The organism is Terriglobales bacterium (assembly GCA_035567895.1).
Taxonomy (GTDB): Bacteria; Acidobacteriota; Terriglobia; order Terriglobales; family Acidobacteriaceae; genus Gp1-AA112.
Genome location: DATMPC010000049.1, coordinates 43,582 through 61,890 on the forward strand (window position 1 = coordinate 43,582; position 18,309 = coordinate 61,890).

The 18,309-nt window shown below is 57.5% G+C and carries 9 protein-coding genes; 4 read left to right on the forward strand and 5 right to left on the reverse strand.

The window, feature by feature from the left end; translation table 11 throughout:
- Nucleotides 1-371: 371 nt before the first annotated feature.
- Nucleotides 372-3,929 (reverse strand): TonB-dependent receptor, encoded by a 3,558-nt coding sequence (locus VNX88_10220; protein ID HWY69032.1) that lies wholly within the window; start codon nt 3,927-3,929, stop codon nt 372-374.
- 70 nt (nt 3,930-3,999) lie between these two features.
- A complete protein-coding gene (locus tag VNX88_10225) occupies nt 4,000-5,217 on the reverse strand; it encodes an ROK family transcriptional regulator (protein HWY69033.1) in 1,218 nt (405 codons plus the stop codon).
- A 535-nt stretch (nt 5,218-5,752) separates the two neighbouring features.
- Here VNX88_10225 and VNX88_10230 point away from each other — a divergent pair.
- Entirely contained in the window at nt 5,753-7,006 is a 1,254-nt protein-coding gene (locus tag VNX88_10230) for an SGNH/GDSL hydrolase family protein (protein ID HWY69034.1), read from the forward strand.
- On the opposite strand, the gene VNX88_10235 is transcribed toward VNX88_10230, so the two are convergent.
- The 3 genes from VNX88_10235 to VNX88_10245 all read right to left on the reverse strand — a co-directional run bounded on the left by VNX88_10235 (nt 6,955) and on the right by VNX88_10245 (nt 14,318).
- Complete coding sequence (locus VNX88_10235; protein ID HWY69035.1) at nt 6,955-10,764, reverse strand: alpha-glucuronidase family glycosyl hydrolase; 3,810 nt, start codon at nt 10,762-10,764, stop codon at nt 6,955-6,957. The genes VNX88_10230 and VNX88_10235 overlap by 52 nt on opposite strands.
- A 113-nt stretch (nt 10,765-10,877) precedes the next feature.
- Nucleotides 10,878-11,972, reverse strand: a complete 1,095-nt coding sequence (locus VNX88_10240) for a substrate-binding domain-containing protein (GenBank protein ID HWY69036.1) — start codon at nt 11,970-11,972, stop codon at nt 10,878-10,880.
- Nucleotides 11,973-11,975: 3 nt separating this feature from the next.
- On the reverse strand, nt 11,976-14,318 hold the full coding sequence (locus VNX88_10245; GenBank protein HWY69037.1) for a glycoside hydrolase family 3 N-terminal domain-containing protein: 2,343 nt from the start codon (nt 14,316-14,318) through the stop codon (nt 11,976-11,978).
- A gap of 250 nt (nt 14,319-14,568) precedes the next feature.
- Between VNX88_10245 and xylF the strand changes: the two genes are divergently transcribed.
- Genes xylF through VNX88_10260 form a run of 3 tightly spaced genes read left to right on the forward strand, consistent with a single transcriptional unit; the run spans nt 14,569 to nt 18,306 of the window.
- The gene (gene xylF / locus VNX88_10250; GenBank protein HWY69038.1) at nt 14,569-15,516 is read left to right on the forward strand and encodes a D-xylose ABC transporter substrate-binding protein; all 948 of its coding nucleotides are present in this window, start codon (nt 14,569-14,571) and stop codon (nt 15,514-15,516) included.
- Nucleotides 15,495-17,075, forward strand: a complete 1,581-nt coding sequence (locus VNX88_10255) for a sugar ABC transporter ATP-binding protein (GenBank protein ID HWY69039.1) — start codon at nt 15,495-15,497, stop codon at nt 17,073-17,075. The genes xylF and VNX88_10255 overlap by 22 nt, the downstream gene beginning before the upstream one ends.
- 19 nt (nt 17,076-17,094) lie before the next feature.
- Nucleotides 17,095-18,306, forward strand: coding sequence for a sugar ABC transporter permease (locus VNX88_10260; protein ID HWY69040.1), 1,212 nt, complete (start codon nt 17,095-17,097; stop codon nt 18,304-18,306).
- Nucleotides 18,307-18,309: the final 3 nt, after the last annotated feature.

Consider the following 18,309-nt stretch of genomic DNA (forward strand, 5'->3'; position numbering starts at 1 on the left):
AGGAAGCTCTGTCTCCGCTTGTCAAAAGACAGGGACATTTACAGGGCGTTTTCGGCGCGAGCGACTAAAAGCATCGAATTCTGCCCAAAATCCGCAAATTTCGCTTGGAGCCAGGGAATTAACAGGGATTGCGGCCGATTTCTCGGGAAGCTCAAGATTCTTATAACTTTAGCGCCGTTTCCGGCAGGTTGGTCCAAAATTATCAGGGATTCTGCAGGGATTTTTTCGTTCCAAAATGGAACTGGCGCCTCCTCGAAGAGGAGAAGGGCGGCCACCCTCGTAGCTCCGAAGTGCACACAAAAATGAGGAGCTGCCAAGCCAGGTTTGCTTAGCAACTCCTCCGGTAAGGGGTGCGTGCGAGACCCCTAAGGTCAGAAGATGACTCTTGCCGCCAGCCAGACTTGTCGAGCACCGTGATCTGGACCGAAGAAACCGCCGGGCTGCAGACCACCGGTAGTTGCGCCGAACGTCGATGTTGGCGTGCCAGTGCTGCACACAGCCCCCACAGTGGCATTAGCCGGGCAATTGTTGGCGGCCGGGTTGGCGAAGTGAGGTGTGTTCGTGAAGTTAATCGCATCCGCTCGGAGTTGCAGGGCGAACCGTTCTGTCAACTTGATCTGACGAGCCAGGCTCAGGTTCATGCCGAAATAACCCGGGCCACGGAACTCGTTACGGTTGGTGTTTCCGAAGTGAGCGTTCGCGTTGCTGGTAATAAGCGGCGCTGCGAACGCGCTCGGGTCGAAGTACCTGCAACTCAAGTCGCTCAAGGCGCAAATGCCGTCGCGGTTCGGCGGGTTATTCAGAACGGTAAACTTGCCGACAAGGTCGCATGTCTGACTGGGCGTTCCGTTCGCATTCAAAGCCCCAGGGCAATTGACGGTGAAGGGCAGACCAGTGAGGTAATTGATCAGCGGGCTGATCTGCCAGCCGCCGAGGATAGCGCTGGCGATGCCTGTCTGTGCCCACCGTTCTCCCTTGCCGAACGGCAACTGCATCACACCGTAGATGGAGACGTTGTGGGTACGATCGTATCCAGCCACCGCGCGATTCTTCTCCCAGTTGGCGGGAAACGGAAAAGCGACGCTGCCCAAATCATCGTTGTCGGCGTAGTCGATTGTCTTCGACCACGTCCAGGAGAGGCCGGCCATCGACCCATCATGGAAGCGCCGTGTGAGTTTGGTCTGCATCGAGTCGTAGAAGCTGTTCTTGAAGGGAACAAGCCCTGTGATGCTTCCGGTATAAGTCTTGCCCAGCGCCTGGCTCAACAACCCACCTGCGGCTCCTGTGCCAGCAGCTGAAGCATTCATGTTCAGTTGCACCAGAGGCCGGATGCCACGCGCCCCAACGTAGCCGGTGTTGAGTACGAACCCCTTCCATTCCTGCTCCACCATAAAGTTGAAGTTGTGGATGTATCCGCGACGGAAGGGCTGCGGGATAGTGGTGGTGGTGATGTTGGTGGGTAGCGGGATGAGGCCGCCGCTGACGTCGGGAATCGGCGACAGCACGACACCCGAAGGAAGTGCCTTGGCACCGCTCGCGATCGTGGCATTCAACCCGGTAAGGCTGGTCACAGCGATGGCGTTGGAATTTCCGGTGGCGTTGTCTATGAAGACGTTTGCCGGGTACGCGTTGCGGAAATCACGCCAGTTGTTAGAGTCGGCATTCATGCCGTAACCAGTACGGACAACAGTTGAAGACGTGAGGCGGTAGGCAAAGCCGACACGCGGCAGGAACTGTCCACTTCCAACGTCAACACCGTCATCTTGCGGAACGTTGCCGTTGCCTCCGACGAGGACGTTGCCGGTAGCCAGGTTCAGGTAACGCAATCCTTTGCCGTTATCGCTGTACCCGAAGGGATAGTACTCCCAGCGGACTCCAAGAGTTGCTGTTAGCCTGGGCGTCACCTGCCACTGGTCGCGGAGGTACCAGGCCCACTGAGACCATCGCAGCGCGTTCGGATTCGTTGATTGGATCGCTTTTCCGCTATGGTCCGACAGACCTAACATAAAGTCTGCCCACTGGTTGAACCAGGTAGCGGTGGTTCCGGTTAGGGAGGTGGACATGCCATTGAAGTCAAAGGCTCCACGAGGCGTGTTGAAGGTACCCACTTGCGGCTGGAAATGATTCATCTGGGAGTGGTTCCACTCGATACCGCCACGGAACCCGTGCTTGCCGTGCATCCAACTCAGGTTAGCTCCCGTCACGAAACTGCCATCGCGGAAGGTGAACGGATTGGCATTTTGCGCATTGCCAAGATTCAGTCCGACAGGAAAGATGAACCCCGGAAGGCCGAAATACAGGCTTGGGTCACCCGTCGTTCCCGCATTGTTCGTGCCGGGAATCTTCAGATCATTTAGTCCCTTTGCCGAGGTGAGGTCGAAGGTTGAACCCAGCCGCAGACGAGTGAAACCGAAGTTCCAGTCCAGCAGCATGGTCGGATTAAATGTGTGCGTCGCGCCTAAACCTACGCTTTGAACCAAGCCCGGAGCATTGCCTAGCTGTCCGCCGTTCGTGGCGTCTCCGACCGCATCTCCAAGAAGAGGGGGATCAAAAACAAGGGTCTTCGAGAAACTGTAGCGGCCGAAGACTGTTGACTTATCGCTCATTTGATAATTAATTTTTCCGTCGGCGCTATCGCGATTAAAGAGCGCCGTGCCGCTGCCGACGAAGTTGTTCGTGAGAGTCGCGGTGGTGAACTCCTTCGCGATTTGGGGTTGCAACAGCTTGATCATCGCCGACGCAGCGGGATCAATGCGATTCGGGCAGATCATATTCAGCACGCCGTTGCAGGAGATCTGCTGTTTTCCTGCGCCGGTCGCGTCGCCGGTGGCAGGGTCGTAAATAGTCGGATTCCCGGGCAGACTGCGGAAATCCCCCGTCGCCATTGCAGCCGTGGGCAGCGTTCGCGTATCCGGTCCTGCCAACTGCCTCTGCGTGGTGCGCTCGTAATCGACGAAGAAGAACAGCTTATCTTTTTTGATGGGTCCGCCGAAGGTGCCGCCAAGCTGGTTCTGGTTGTTCCTGTTCTTGTGCGGGAATCTGGTAGTGTTCGTCTGGAAGTAGTCGCGCGCCGCAAAATTCTGGTCGAAATGGAACCAGTGGGCAGTGCCGTGAAATGAGTTGGTGCCCGACTTGACCTGCACGTTCATGGCGGCGCCGCCAGCCTGACCCTGCTCGGCGTCGAATGAGTTGGTCACCACGTTTACAGTCTCGATCGCGTCCGCCGGCGGGACATAGGCCACATTCGATGGAAGCCAGGGATAGATGTCCTGGGCACCGTCAATGCGCGTGTTGTTCGCCGTCTGCGACTGCCCATTTACGTTCGCGAAGATCGAACGCTGGGGGTTGCCGGCGAGCGAGTTCGTCTCAGCGGGTAACGCTGCGCCAGGAATAATGCGCAGCAGCGTCTGGAAGTTTCTTCCCTGTGAACCGGAGATCGGAAGGTTATCGATCTGCTGCGCTGTGAGGTCGGTATGCACATCTGCCTTATCGGTCTGCAGAACCTGCTCTTGCGCGTTGACCTCTACGACAGTTTGTGTCTGGGCCACAGTCAACTGTGCGTCAGCACGTCTGATGTTGTTAACGGTCACGGCCACGTTGTCGAGAGCAACCGTCGCAAAGCCGGAGGACGAAATTGAAACCCTGTAGCTGCCTTGTTGCAAATCCGAGAAGCGATAGGCGCCGTTCGCATCTGTTGTCGTGGTTCTAGAGACTCCCGTCGCGGTGTTCACCGCGTCCACCTTGACGTTGGGTACCACCGCGCCGGAAGGATCGGTTACGTTGCCGGTCAGCGTGCCGTAGAGCACCTGGCCCCAGGCCGCTGAGGAGAAAGCCAGGCATAGTAGTGCCACAATGAAACACGCAGCCACTACACACTCGCGATTTGTTGAAGGCCGATACGTCTGAAGTACTTGAATTCGTCTCGACATGGAGATCTCCTCTTCGTAACTGAGTGATGGCTGACCCATCACCACCACTTAACCCAGGCCAACCGCGCGGTTAGCTCACTGCCTTTCGTTTCGCCACAACACCTGACTCGACTTCAGCCAGCCGTGCCGAAGCGCCAAAATGCTTTTGCAGCACCAGAGCCACCGTTCCGCGGAGGCGTGCCATATTTCCCTCCGCCGGCCGAATGCGCGGCGGCTTTCCGAACAAAACTCCACTTCCGACTTCTGCTTCGACGATCGCTCCGAAGCGCGCCCACTGCGCCGTGCACTCTCCAACCACCACAATCTCTTCCGGAGCGAGGCCGGAAACCAGCATGCGCATGCCTCTTCCGATGCCTCGCGCCATTTGCTCCAGCGCAGAGATCGCAAGCGCGTCTCCGGCTTTTGCCAGCGCGAGCAGGTCGGTAAAACTCAACTCCTCAGAACCGCTGCCGGAGGCATGGTAGTAACGCAGGGCGGCGCGATTCGAGCCGTACACCTCCCAACACCCACGTCCGCCGCAGGTGCATGCTGGACCGGTAGGATCGAGTGCCACATGGCCGAATTCGCCGGTCATGCCATGCGCGCCACGCATGAGTTGTCCATTCAGGAAAATGCCGGTGCCGATACCTTCGGAGACCGTCACTACCACCATGTCGCGAATCTTCTCGACGTGACCGAACCAGACTTCAGCCAGAACGCAAGCGTTGGCTGCGTTCTCGAGCTCCACGGAAAGACCGGTGGCTTTCTCGATAGAAGTCTTCAGATCGAACTCGCGCCACTTCAGGTTGGGAGCGAAGATCACTCGCTTGGTGGATTCGTCGTATCGGCCAGGCAGGCTGATCCCAATGCCCTCGAAGATGAGTCTCGGATGAGCCTGAATTAGCTCGTGAATCCGGGCGGCGATCTGCTTCGCTCCGGCCGAAGCGTCTGCAGGAGTGGAGAACGCGACTTGTGACAAGAAGCGACCATTGACGTCCGCGAGAGCAACCGTAGTCTGCGCCGGTCGGATGTCCGCAACCAGAATCGCTCGCCTTTCGTTCAAGCGGAGAAACGTCGGACGCCGCCCTCTCGGCAATCTTCCCGTCGGGCCGTTGATGACCCATCGCTCTTCGATCAGTTGTTCGGTGATCAGCGAGACGGTGCTGCGCTGCAATCCGGATACTCGAGCCAGATCGGCTCGCGAGATCGGCTGCCGATGGCGGATCAGATTCAGCACGACGCTGCGGTTGATGTCGCGCGCCGTCTCGCTGGACGCCACCTGCGTGTTGGTGAAATCGATTCGCCGCATCTGAGATCAGGAGCCGTCTTTGCCGGTTGCCGGAGAGCCGTTCTACAGCCCCGCAGGACATTTAGTTCGCGGCACGAACTTTATGGAGGTTGTAAGCCTATTGTCAAGGCGCATACGGAAAAAATCTCGTCCCTTTTCATTTAGCAAAAACGCAGTGATTCTTGGGGTTTTCGTGCCGCGTTTCGCGGCACGATGTGAAATGAGCCCGGCATTCGGTGCCGGGTATGCGTCCCGAATTGTCGAGCGCCGTAGGCGCGGCACTCGGAGATGGGCATTCGGAGACGAAGGAGTACCGCCCCTAACGGGGGCTCAGATCTGAATCGAAGACGAGGCGCTTAACCAACGGTGGCGGTCAAACCAACCCCGACCGACGGCCAGAGCAAACACAAGAGGTGAGCGGGTACAGCAACACTTAAACCGACTCAGCCTGCAACAGACATGGGACTGGCTCTGAGTTTCGACAATGAGCTATGAAGGATCCTGCAGCGCAAGCTATGACCCGCGTCTGGCTGTTTGCGATTACAATTCCGCCTCAATGTCGACCAACAGGATTGCAATTCCATTCACCGCGACTCTTCTGTTCTTCTTCTGCGTGACTCTTGGAGTTGGCGAGAGCTACGCACAGACAATTTGGGTCGGCTCATGGGCTGCTTCGCAGCAGCTTGCTGAGCCTCGGAACTCGCTATCTGCCGACGACCTTCGCGATGTGACCTTGCGCCAGGTCATCCACCTGTCCATTGGTGGAAGGCAACTGCGGGTGCACCTCTCGAACCGTTTTGGCACGGCGCCGCTGCGCTTCACCTCCGTTCACATTGCGAAGGCGGCCTCGGCTGCGTCGGACAAAATTGTCGCTGGGAGCGATAAGGCGCTTGCCTTCTCAGGGAGCTCCGACCTCACGATTCCCGCGGGCGCCGATTACATTTCCGATCCGGTAGCGCTGCCTGTGCCCGCTCTATCCGATTGGGCAATTACGTTACATGCGGACGCGCTGCCGGCAGAGCAAACTGGGCATCCCGGTTCGCGCGCGACTTCCTATCTTGCGCATGGAGATTCAGTCGCCTCGCCTGAGATTCCCGATGCAAAAAAGATTGAGCACTGGTATTTCATTGCGGGAATCGATGTTGCCGCGCCTGCGGGGGCATCCTCAATCGTCACCCTGGGCGACTCCATCACCGACGGGCACGGCGCAACGACAGACGGCAATGATCGCTGGCCCGACGTGCTGGCTAAGCGTCTTGAAACTTCTAATCAGAAGAAACAACTGGCGGTGCTGAACCACGGCATTGGCGGGAACCGCCTGCTGAACGACGGTCTGGGCCCCAATGCTTTGGCGCGATTTGACCATGACGTGCTGGCACAGGCCGGGGTGCGATACCTGATTCTCCTCGAAGGAATTAACGATATCGGTACACTCACACGCGACGCCGATGCTACCGATACGGAACACGAGACGCTCGTCCGCCGTATGCTTGCCGCCTACGAGCAGATGATTGCGCGCGCCCATACTTATGGAATCAAGGTTATCGGTGCGACGGTTCTGCCTTTCGTTGGGGGCCAGTATTACCATCCTGGCCCGAGGACGGAGGAAGACCGGCTGGCAGTCAATCGATGGATCCGCATGCCGGGGCACTTCGACGCTGTCGTTGACCTGGACAAAGTCACGCGCGATCCGCAGCATCCTGACCGCTTATTGCCGGCATTCGACTGTGGCGATCACCTTCATCCTTCGCCTGCAGGCTATCGCGCGATGGCTGAAGCGATACCGGCTTCGTTGTTTGACTTGAAGTAGCGCTCGGCGAACGTAAGAAATGTTGGCCAATTCGGACCGGTGGTGTGTCCGCCGCTGTGGGAGCGGAAGCCTATGTCACCATCGATGACAGCGGTTTCAATCGGAGGAAATTTCGAGGTTCCGAGATCCTTCTTCCCCAGCAGGCGGTAGACCGGGCCAGCGCCCACTCCGCCGAGGAACATGCCTTTCGCGTCCACCCAGCCGCCTTCGACTTTGGGCGAGCCAGTGCTGATGAATACCGGACGAGGAGCGCACAGCGCGATCAGCTCGTGCGCATCGACTGGCAGGTCATTCGGAGTGAGCGGGCCAGCATACTTCAGGAAATTACCCGCCATCCAGTGGTATTCGTTGGAGGACGCTATGTTCTCGACCTGCTCGCCGAACGTCCTGCGCAGGATCTTGGCCCCGCCTTCGCCTGATGACCCGATGAAGCCGATGGCAAAGCGCGGATCGTAAGCCATGGTCACAAGTGCAGCCTTCCCATATCGGGAGAGGCCTTCAATGGCCACGCGCTTTGCATCGACTGATTTGTCGGTCTCGAAATAATCCAGCGCGCGACTCGCGCCCCAGGCCCAGGCACGCAACGCTCCCCAGTCTTCCAGGCGGCGCGGCTGGCCTCTATTCACCAGGCCGATGATGCCTTGCGTGAGACCCGCGCCGTTATCGGCCTGAATCGTTGTTGGAATGAGGACTGCGTATGCCCATCCTTTTGCGAGCACCTGTTGTTGCCATGTCGGACCATTAGCGGAGTTCGCTGCGGGAAAGCGCCGCGCGATCGCAGCCAGAAATTCCGGAGTAAATCCGAATTCCATCACGACCGGCACTGGGCCCGTCGCATTGGCCGGTGTAGTCAGCGTCAATTGGATATCGACGCTGATGTAGGGATATGCCGAGTTGTCCACGTGCCCGTTGAGTTTCTTGGTGATCACAGGCACACCGCCATTCATCTCTTGCGAGATGTTTGCTAGCTCCCAATTCACTTTGGGAATGCTGCGTGGGACTCGCCCGTAGATTTCGCGGTCAAACTCTTCGACAATTTCCGGGCGGCGCCTCTTCCACCAGGCTTCTGCCGTTGTGACCTTCTTTCCATTTTTGAGTGTTAGCGAGTCAGGCAGCCGATATGGCGCAACCTTCGATTCGTCGGTGTTGGCTGCATTCGGAGCTGTGGGGTTGCCGCTGGGACCTGGGCGCAGCGAGGTAATGCCCAGCAGGTTCATCAGCCGCTCGTGATCCTGTTCTGCGGAGAGATGTGCCGGCTCAGGCAGGTTGCTCGCACTTGTCTGGGTGGAAGGATGAATTTCGATGTAATCGAGCGCCGCCGGATCGTCGCCGTCGGGCAAACCCTCGATACGAATCTTCTCGCCGGAGTGGAGAACGAGAGTAACGCGTCGGCGTGTTGAAGCATCGCCGTCTAGCTGCCGTGCGGGGAAGCGATCGTTCGCGGTCCACTCGTCAACGACATTTCCGTCAGCGAGCAGTTTGTACGCCGCCTCCCCGCGTGGCATGTCGAAATACTGCACATCTATGTCGTACGATCCGGTGCGGCCGGTGAATGTGAACTCCGCGGTACAGGGCTGCGCGCGATTTGTGCACTCGACCGCTTTCCCATTCGATGCCGTCTCGGAGGGGGTGATATCCAGCGGAACATACGCGTTCAATTGCATCGCTTCGGCCTCTACCCGTGCGGGATAGTGGCCCACCCTGCCTGCTGAGTCAGGGATGCCTGAGACACGCGAAAACCAGTTAGCAACTGCGTCTCGCCAAACGATGGCGTGCCCACTTTGGTACTTCAGGCGATCCAGAACAGCCTGGTAACGCTCGTCGTCAACATGTCCCTGGAGCCGTTCCCAGTCTCGAACGAACTGTTGCGCTCGCTCTGCGCCATCGTAGTGAGAATCGTAGATGTGCTGGATTACTGTCTTCCCTGAATGCAACACATAGGTATAAGGCACGTGATGGAAGAACAGGAGCAGCTCATCTGGCGAGCTCTGGAGCGACTCGTATGTCTTTCCCACCTCGGGACTGTACTGCGCTGTGTAGACTGTACCTGTCGCTACTGTCCTATCCATGCCGACGCCATCGTGATCCGCGCGATGCCACTGTCCCCATCCGTTGCGCTCGGAGGACTCGACTCCCGGCCCGTAGTGACTTCCTACGATGTTCGTTAGTGTTCCCGCACCGAGCGGTCCGGTGTAACTCTCGTAGATATTCCACGAAGCAAGCTGCATATTCACGATCGTGTTCACCACCAGGGGATCGCTGCCGAATGTGAGGCGCGTCCACTCCTCCGCGATCCTTCTGGCACTCAGATCGGGATTCCATGCGAGCCTGGCGAAGCCGTAGAGGTTCGCCATTGCCAGTGGATGCCCGAGCCAGTTCGCCTCCATTCCCACATTGGCAACTCCGACGAAGCCGCCAGTCGGACGGTGGAATGTTTTCCCGGAGACGATCTCTTTCGTGAAGGACGTCCTGTGATTCGCGTGCAGGTCGAAATCGAGGCCCTCTTTCCACATCGTAGGCAGAAAACACAAGTGCCGCTGCTGCCCTAAATACTCCTGTGTAATCTGAAGCTCGATGGCTTCGTTCGTCTTTTCGAGTCCGCTGAACAGTGGGGAAACCGGCTCTCTCACTTGAAAATCGATAGGGCCGTGTTTGATTTGAACGATTACGTTGTCATCGAACTTGCCGTCGAGTGGATGGAAGTTGTCGTAGGCGGCCTTCGCGCGATCGTTCTTCAGATCGCGCCAGTCGAGATGATGGTTGTAGACGAATGCGCGGTAGAACACGATGCCGTGATGAGGTTTGAGAGCTCGCGCAATCACATTGGCGGCGTCAGCCGGAGTGCGCCCGTAGGTTGCTGGTCCAAGGCGCCCTTCGGAATCGGCTTTCACGACGAATCCGCCGAAGTCAGGAATCAGGCGATAGATCTCATCGACCTTGCTGCTCCACCACGCTTGTACTCGCGGATCGACCGGATCGAAATTGTCCAGACCTCCGATGACCTTCGGACTGCTGAAATCCACGGAAACAGAGAGCGTCACGCCCCACGAGCGAAATACATCCGCGATGCGGGCGAGTTGAGGAATGAATTCTGGACTGAGCACTCGCGGATCGGCGTTAACGTTGTTGACCGTGCAACCATTGATGCCGACCGAAGCCAGCAAACGCGCGTATTCTTCGGCCCGCGTGAGATCGCTGCGCACGTTCCCGTTCTCGAAGAAGATGGATGGCCCGGCATAGCCGCGCTCGATGCGGCCATCGAGGTTGTCCCATTGATCGATCCAGCGCAGCGGTGCGTATGGTTGCTGCAATTCATCCAGTTCATCGACGGACTTGCCCAAGGCAATTTGCAGCAGCCAATGAAAAACGCCATACAGTACCCCACGATCATTCGGCGCCGCGATGATGAGGCAATCGAATCCTCCAACTCTCCCATGCGTGATCGAGAAACTGTCGGCCCGCATCTCCTCGCGGGTCTTGAATTCTGGAGCAGCTGACTTCAGCGCCGCGAACGTTCCTAGCACGATCGCTCGTTGCCGCACTGTGCTCGTTTCTGCCTGGAGCGTCTTGCCCAGCATCCCGCGGACTCCGCGGACTAGCTCGTCCTGGGCGCTCCGCAGCACGACAGAATCTCCCAGTGCGACCACAAAGTTCGGAAGCGTTTCGTATTGCGCCGCCTGCGCGGCCGGCAGAGTCGCGTAGCGAAGCCATGCCTCTCGGCCATTTTCGGGAAATGCGACGCAAGTAAAGAAAATCAAAAACATCCAAATTACGGAACGCACCGGCGACACCAGTAATAGTCTGAGGATTCGTTCGAGAGCCGTACAAAGTGCGTGTTGAAGTCGCGCCGGATGCCTGGAGTTCATCGTATTCAGACTTGGTTTCTCGACTTTGCCCTATTCCTTCGAGTGGCACCGTTGGCCTCACGGAACAGATGCAGGTTCGATCGAAGAATGATGTTTGGATTCAGATACTGCGCGGGCGCCAGATCGGTTTGATGGAGAAGGTGCTCTGCCAGCGTGCGGAAGGCGAGCTGTCCTTGCGTGTATGGCTGTTGGTGAATAGAGGCAGCAATCGCTCCCTTTTCGAAATAAGGAATCATTTCCCGAAAAAGATCGGTCGTGATGAGCCGCACCGTGTGCGTGAGCCCCGCCTCGGTGAGCGCTTTGCAAACCGGCAGACAATTAACCGTATTCACGTAAATTCCCCCGAGATCCGGGTGCGATTCGAGCAGATGACTGGTCTTGCGAAAGCTTTCGTCAGCATGTTCGTGCGCTTCGATTACCGCTACTACTTCTCCGCCACGCGATCGCTCGCGGAAGCTCGCGATGAATGCTTCGGTTTTCTGGCTGTGATCGACGGTTTTAAGCATTCCGGTAACAATGGCAACTTTCGTCTTCTCTCCTACGAAATTAGCCATGAGTTCGCCGGCGATTAGCCCGTTCAGCCGCGGCTCGATGCAAACTACGGATGAACGTCTGCTCACAGGAGCGTCAGTGGAGACGCAAACGACGCGGGTTCCGCTTTGCTCTGCAGCATCGATCAACGGAGTCATGGCTTCGGGATTTCCTGGAGTTACAACTATGCCGCTGAGTTCTCTCTTAAGAAGCTGTTTAAAGGCTGATCGCTCACCACGTCCAAGTTCCGGAACATCAACCGTCAAGAATTCGACTCCGCGACCGGCGTAGCGATCGGATTCGTCACGAATTCCATCCCAGAGTTCATCGTAGAAGTAAGCGATCTCTTTTGGAACGCATATTCCGATGCGAACGTGTCTGCCTGTCGAGAGAGCACGAGCCGCGGCGTTAGGCTTGTAACCGATTTGCCGGGCGATCTTGAGAATCCGCTTAAGCGTCTGTGGACTGATTCCAGGCCGGGCGTGGAGAGCGCGATCGACCGTGCCGATCGAAACCTCCGCCAACTTCGCAATCAGCGGAATGCCGGTCTGCTTTCTCGCCTTCCTCATCCGCTATTTCACTTCAAGCGAGATTGAGGTGAGGTCCACTGAGTTGGGCCCAACCATGATTTTGAATGTGCCGGGCTCAACCACCCGCTTCATCTCGCGATTGTAGAAACGTAGTTCCTCGGGCCCAACCTCGAATGTCACTGTGCGCGTTTCGCCTGGCTGGATCGGCACTCGCTCAAATCCCTTTAGCTCTTTAACCGGACGAGTAACGGAACTGATTTCATCCCGGATGTACAACTGCACTACCTCGTCTCCCGTGCGGCTGCCACCGTTCGTCACGTCGACGGATACTTTCGCTGTTCCGTTCATGGCGATCGAACTCGGCTCGACCCGAAGATTGCTGTAGTTGAATTTCGTGTAGCTGAGCCCGTAGCCAAACGGAAACAGTGGCGAGTTGTCGGTGAACAGGTACGGTCTTCGTGCAGATGGCTTCTGGTAGTAATAGTCGGGCAATTGACCGACTGAGCGCGGTACCGTTATGGGAAGGCGTCCTGCCGGATTGTAGTCGCCAAACAGAACATCCGCCAAAGCTGCCCCGCCTTCTTGCCCCAGATACCATCCATCGAGGATCGCGGGGGCATGCTCTTTGATGAAGTTGATTGAATTGGGACGCCCATGGAGAAGGACCACAACCACCGGCTTCCCAGTGGCAAAGAGGCGCGAGACGAGTTCATCCTGGCGCCCTAGAAGATCCAGGTTATCGCGATCGCCAAGGTGGGTTGACGACCATCCTTCGCGGGAAGTCTGCTCGTTCTCTCCGACAACCACGATTCCCACATCGGCTTTCGACATCGCTTCAACGGCGGCGCTGAGGCGCGCCTTGTCTAACTCGGGATCGGCTGGAAGGACTTTATCTTCTTCCCAGACTGGCTTGCTCTCAGTGATCCGGCAGCCTTCGGCATAGAAAACCTCGGCTTTGCCAGCTGCTTTGTTTTTGATTCCTTCGAGAACGCTCACTCCATGACGCGGCGTGCCGCTATATCCGCCAAGATGCGGCTCGCCTGCATTTGGACCGATTACTGCTATGCGTTTGATCTTTGTGAGATCGAGCGGTAGAAGGTTGTTATCGTTCTTCAGAAGAGTGATGGTCTCGTGCGCGGCTTGCAGAGCGAGCTCACGACTTTGTGCCGGCGACGCATTTTGAACAGCGGCCTGCGGATCGGCGTAGGGCTTCTCGAACAATCCCAGATCGAATTTTGCGCGCAGCACTCGCGCGACGGATTCATTGATGAGCGATTCCGGAATCTGTCCGCTGCGCACCAAGGCCGGCAGAGTCTTGTAGCAGCGCAAGAATGGAAGTTCTATGTCGACGCCGGCAGTAATCGCGAGCTTGGCAGCCTGTTCGCAGTTCGTAGCGACATGATGCACGGTTATCAACTGCTCGATCGCGAAATAGTCAGAAACCACTGTGCCCTTAAAGCCAAACTCGCTGCGCAGGATATTGCGCAACAGCCAAATGTTGCTGTGGTTGGGAACGCCGTCGAGCTCGTTGTATGAAGGCATCACGGCCCGCACGTTCGCTTTCTGGATGCCAGCCTCGAATGGAGGCAGAAAGTACTCACGTACGGTGCGCTCGGAGTAATTTGCCGGAGCGATGTTTGCTCCCGCTTCAGGCTGACTGTGGACAGCGAAGTGCTTCAGCGTTGCGTAAAGATGATTGGTGTCGGGCGCGGGCCCATCGCCCTGCAGTCCTTTTATGGCGGCGATTCCCATGCGGCCGGCAAGATACGGATCTTCGCCGTAAGTCTCCTCAGTGCGTCCCCACCGTGGGTCGCGCGCTAGATCCACCACCGGCATCAGGCACTCATGCGCGCCGCGCGACCGAGCTTCCTTGGCGACTGCGTCAAAGACGCGCCGCACTAGAGCGTCATTCCATGTAGCAGCGAGGCCAATCGCCTGCGGATAGGAAGTGGCGTCGGATGCTGCCAGGCCGTGCAGGCATTCTTCGTGGAACATCAGCGGAATTCCGAGTCTCGTGTTCTCCACCGCGATGTGCTGCACGCGATTCGTGAATTCGGCCATCTCGCCAGGGCCGCGGTTTTCACTTGGACGACTTACCTGACCGAGACCGTTCTTGAGCATCTGCCTGGCTTTGGCCTCGTCGAGCTGGCCTTTGTCGTCGACGAAGAACTCTTCCGGAAGCTGACCTTGCGAATGGTTCTGCCAGGTCGATTCCAGTTGCGCGACCTTCTCCTCCAGTGTCATGCGGCTCAGCAAGTCGATGACTCGTGCGTCGACCGACAGCGCCGGATTTTTGTAGGCTGGCGTTGGTTGTTGAGCACCGAGTGTGGACAGCAAAAGCAAGCAGACAAAAATGGCCAAGCACCAAGTTCCCGGACGTTTCATTCCGCTCCCCTCCTCAACAGATCCTCGAGAACCGTGAAGCGGAATAGTTATACCGTTAACGTACACGAATTGCACTTTTCTTTTGCCTGGTGTTCTGGTAATAATTGCCGGGCTCCGTCCCAGGGCTTCAAAGATGCGCTCTGCTCAAATTGTCTTCGTAGCACTTGTAGTCGCCACGTTGCTGACTTCATGCCACAAGGGCACAGAAGGGAGTGGGCGAGCACGCTCTGGCGGGCCGGTGAGGATCGGCATGTCCTTCGATTCTCTGCAGCTCGAGCGCTGGCAGCACGACCGCGACGCTTTTGTCGCCAGGGCTAAGGAATTGGGCGCCGAGGTATCGGTGCAATCGGCCGACGGGCAGGATTCCGTGCAAGTGCGTCAGTGCGAAAACCTGCTCACGAGCGGAGTCGATGTCCTCGTGATCGTCCCGCACAACGGCGAAGTGATGGCTTCAGCCGTGAATTCGGCTAAGTCCCAAGGCATTCCCGTGCTGAGCTACGACCGCCTGGTGCGCAACTCGGATGTTGATCTCTACATTTCGTTCGACAATAAGCGCGTTGGCGAGCTGCAGGCCAAGTACTTGCTCGATCACGCGCCCAAGGGGAACTACATCCTGATCGGGGGATCGCCTACGGACAACAACGCCCACATGGTCCGTGATGGGCAGATGCAGGTGCTCAAGCCTGCGGTCGACACTGGCAACATCAAGATTGTCGCCGATCAATGGGCCAAAGACTGGCTTCCCAGTGAAGCGCTTCGACACACTGAGAACGCTTTAACGCAGGCGAACAACAATGTGGTTGCCGTCGTTACCTCGAACGACAGCACTGCCGGCGGCGCGATTCAGGCGCTCGCGGAACAGAAACTGGCAGGAAAAGTCTTTGTCTCGGGCCAGGACGCGGATCTGGCAGCCGCACAGCGTATTGCCGATGGCACGCAGTCAATGACGGTGTATAAGCCTATCGTTCCGCTGGCGACACGTGCAGCTGAAGCTGCTGTGGCTTTAGCGAAAGGCGAACACGTCGAGACGAATGAGACAGTGAACAATGGCAAAAAGAATGTGCCTGCGATCTTGCTGCAGCCGATCGTGGTGGACCAGAGCAATCTCGCCTCAACCGTGATCAAAGACGGCTTCCTCAAGATGGAAGACGTGTATCGCGACCTGCCGCGCGCGAAATGGCCGAAACCTGGATCATGATCGAGCCTGATTCCACCAAGTCTCACTCCTCGCGCAGTACACCCTTGCTGCAAATGCAGGCTGTCGGCAAATCGTTTCCTGGAGTTCGAGCCCTCGACGGAGTTTCATTCGATCTATTTGCCGGAGAGCTTCACGCCTTGGTAGGAGAGAACGGCGCCGGAAAATCGACGCTGATGAAGGTTCTTGGCGGAGTGTATCCAGCAGGAGATTACGACGGAAAGATTGTCATCGACGGCGTGGAGCAACGCTTTGCCGGTGTGCGCGAGGCCGAGCTCGCGGGCATCGCCATTGTGTTTCAGGAATTGTCATTAGTGCCTCAACTTTCGGTTGCCGAGAACATTTTTCTCGGGCGTTTGCCTTCTCGCGCTGGCCTTGTGGATTGGATGACCGCGCACCAGAAGGCGAGCGCGCTGCTGAAGCGTCTTGGCGTGGATATACCGACGGAAGCTCTCGTCGCTACACTCGGCATCGCGCAACAACAACTGGTCGAGATCGCCAAGGCGCTCTCGCATGATGCGCGCGTTCTCGTCCTTGATGAGCCAACCGCTGCGTTAAACAATGTGGAAGCGAAGGCGCTTTTTCGGATTCTTGAGAACCTCCGCAGCGCCGGAATGGGGCTCATCTACATTTCCCACCGTTTGGAAGAAGTGCTGTATCTGGCTGATCGCATTACAGTGCTTCGGGATGGCCGCAGCATCGCAACCCGCTCACGCGGTTCGATCGACCGCCATCAACTCGTCTCGCTGATGGTTGGGCGCGAGATCAGCCAGGTATTCCCAGATCGGAATCGTGCTCCAGGCGCTCCGGTACTTGAGGTCACGAATCTGCGAGTGAAGCATCCCGTCATTCCCGGACGATACGTGCTCTCGGGCATCAGCTTCGAGGTGCGGGCCGGCGAAGTGCTCGGGCTCGCGGGGCTGATGGGATCGGGACGCACAGCGCTGCTGAACGTCCTCTTTGGATCATTTCCGGAGAGAACGGAAGGCGAGATTCGAGTGGCTGGCGCCACTGTCAACCTGCGTGGCCCGGGAGATGCCATTCGCGAGCGCATTGCCTTCGTTACGGAAGATCGGAAACGGTTCGGGCTGTCGTTAATTGCCTCGGTGCTGGAAAACACAACGCTGGCAGCCCTGCCAGAATTGGCTTCCGGACCCGTATTGCGCCGCCACGAAGAGGTAGCAGTTGTCGAACGCTCAATGAAAGACCTTCGCATCAAGGCGTCTTCTCCCGAGACCATTGTGGGAACGCTCTCCGGAGGAAATCAGCAGAAGGTCGTTCTAGCGCGATGGCTGCTCACAAAACCACGAATCCTGCTGCTCGATGAGCCCACCCGGGGCATCGACGTTGCTGCGAAACAGGAGATTTACCGGTACATCGATGAACTGGCCAGTCGAGGTCTGGCCCTGATCGTAGTCTCTTCCGAAATGGAAGAACTCCTCGGCCTGTGCGATCGGATTCTCGTCATGCACGAGGGCCGCATTACTGGACGTTTCAACCGTGACGATGCGACTTCCGAGCGCATTATGGCATGTGCTACGGGAACGGTTGGTGTGGCTTGATCAAGGAGAGAGTCTCGCAGTGAAGGCCAGCAGCAGCGCGCAGGTCAAGGATGTCGGAAGCAATGTGCCTGCAGACGTCCCTGCCCGTGAGCGCGGAAACCCACAGGCGTCGTTGAAGCAAGCTCTTCGCGCTTATGCAATGGTGGCTGCGCTGGTTGTGATTTGGCTGGCCTTCGACTATGCAACCGGCGGCGTGTTTCTCCGGCCACGTAATTTTTCTAATCTGATGCGGCAGACGGCCGTCACCGGCATTCTCGCGGTCGGTATGTTGATGGTGATCGTTGCCGGAGAAATCGATCTCTCGGTCGGCTCCTTGGTCGGACTCACCGGTATGATCGCCGCACTCGCACAGGCGAACTACCACCTGGGACCAGCGCCAACACTGCTTATCGCCTGCGTCGTCGGGATTCTGATCGGACTCGTCCAAGGTTTGACCACAGCTCATGCGCGCGTTCCGTCGTTCATTGTCACGCTGGGAGGACTGCTTGCGTGGCGGGGCGTCACGAAAGGAGCGAGCGGCGGGGTGACCATTCCCATCGGACTCGACAGCTTCAACTCTATCGGGCAGTCGTATCTCGATAAGGGCTTCGGTATCGTTCTTGCGGCAGTGGCAGTGCTGGTGATCATTGTCAGAGAGTGGCGCAGTCGCGCAGCCCGTGCTCGGCTTGGTCTTCCAACCATAAGTGTGATGAAGACAATTGTGCGAGCAGTGGGTTTGTCCGTCGTGCTGATAGCAGTCGTCGCTGCCGTCAATTCTTATCAGGGCATTCCTATTCCGGTCCTCGTGTTTGTGTTAATCGCGCTACTGGGGGCCTTCGTCATGAGTAACACAACGTTTGGACGATACTTGTATGCCATCGGTGGCAATCGCGAGGCGGCACGTCTATCGGGAATCAATACGCGGCTCTGGACTGTCGGGGTCTTTGGGTCCATGGGGCTTCTGGCTGCACTGGCCGGCATCATCTATACCGCCCGTGTTGGTAGCGCTTCGCCGGACGCGGGTTTGCTTCTGGAGCTCGACGCAATTGCTGCCTGTGTGATCGGCGGGGCCAGCCTCATGGGCGGTCGTGGTGCGATTTTTGGCGCATGCATCGGTGCGTTACTGATGGCAAGTCTCGACAATGGAATGTCGCTCAAGAACGTTGCCGATTACATTCAAGACATCGTGAAAGGCGGAATTCTTGTGATTGCCGTCGCCCTCGACATGCTCGGACGCAAGCGCACTACATAGGGA

Excerpts from the sequence above, each read along its gene's own strand:
- xylF (HWY69038.1), top strand. The coding sequence starts at position 14,569 with ATGTCCTTCGATTCTCTGCAGCTCGAGCGCTGGCAGCACGACCGCGAC.
- VNX88_10225 (HWY69033.1), bottom strand. The coding sequence starts at position 5,217 with ATGCGGCGAATCGATTTCACCAACACGCAGGTGGCGTCCAGCGAGACG.
- VNX88_10220 (HWY69032.1), bottom strand. The coding sequence starts at position 3,929 with ATGTCGAGACGAATTCAAGTACTTCAGACGTATCGGCCTTCAACAAAT.
- VNX88_10230 (HWY69034.1), top strand. The coding sequence starts at position 5,753 with ATGTCGACCAACAGGATTGCAATTCCATTCACCGCGACTCTTCTGTTC.
- VNX88_10245 (HWY69037.1), bottom strand. The coding sequence starts at position 14,318 with ATGAAACGTCCGGGAACTTGGTGCTTGGCCATTTTTGTCTGCTTGCTT.
- VNX88_10255 (HWY69039.1), top strand. The coding sequence starts at position 15,495 with ATGGCCGAAACCTGGATCATGATCGAGCCTGATTCCACCAAGTCTCAC.
- VNX88_10240 (HWY69036.1), bottom strand. The coding sequence starts at position 11,972 with ATGAGGAAGGCGAGAAAGCAGACCGGCATTCCGCTGATTGCGAAGTTG.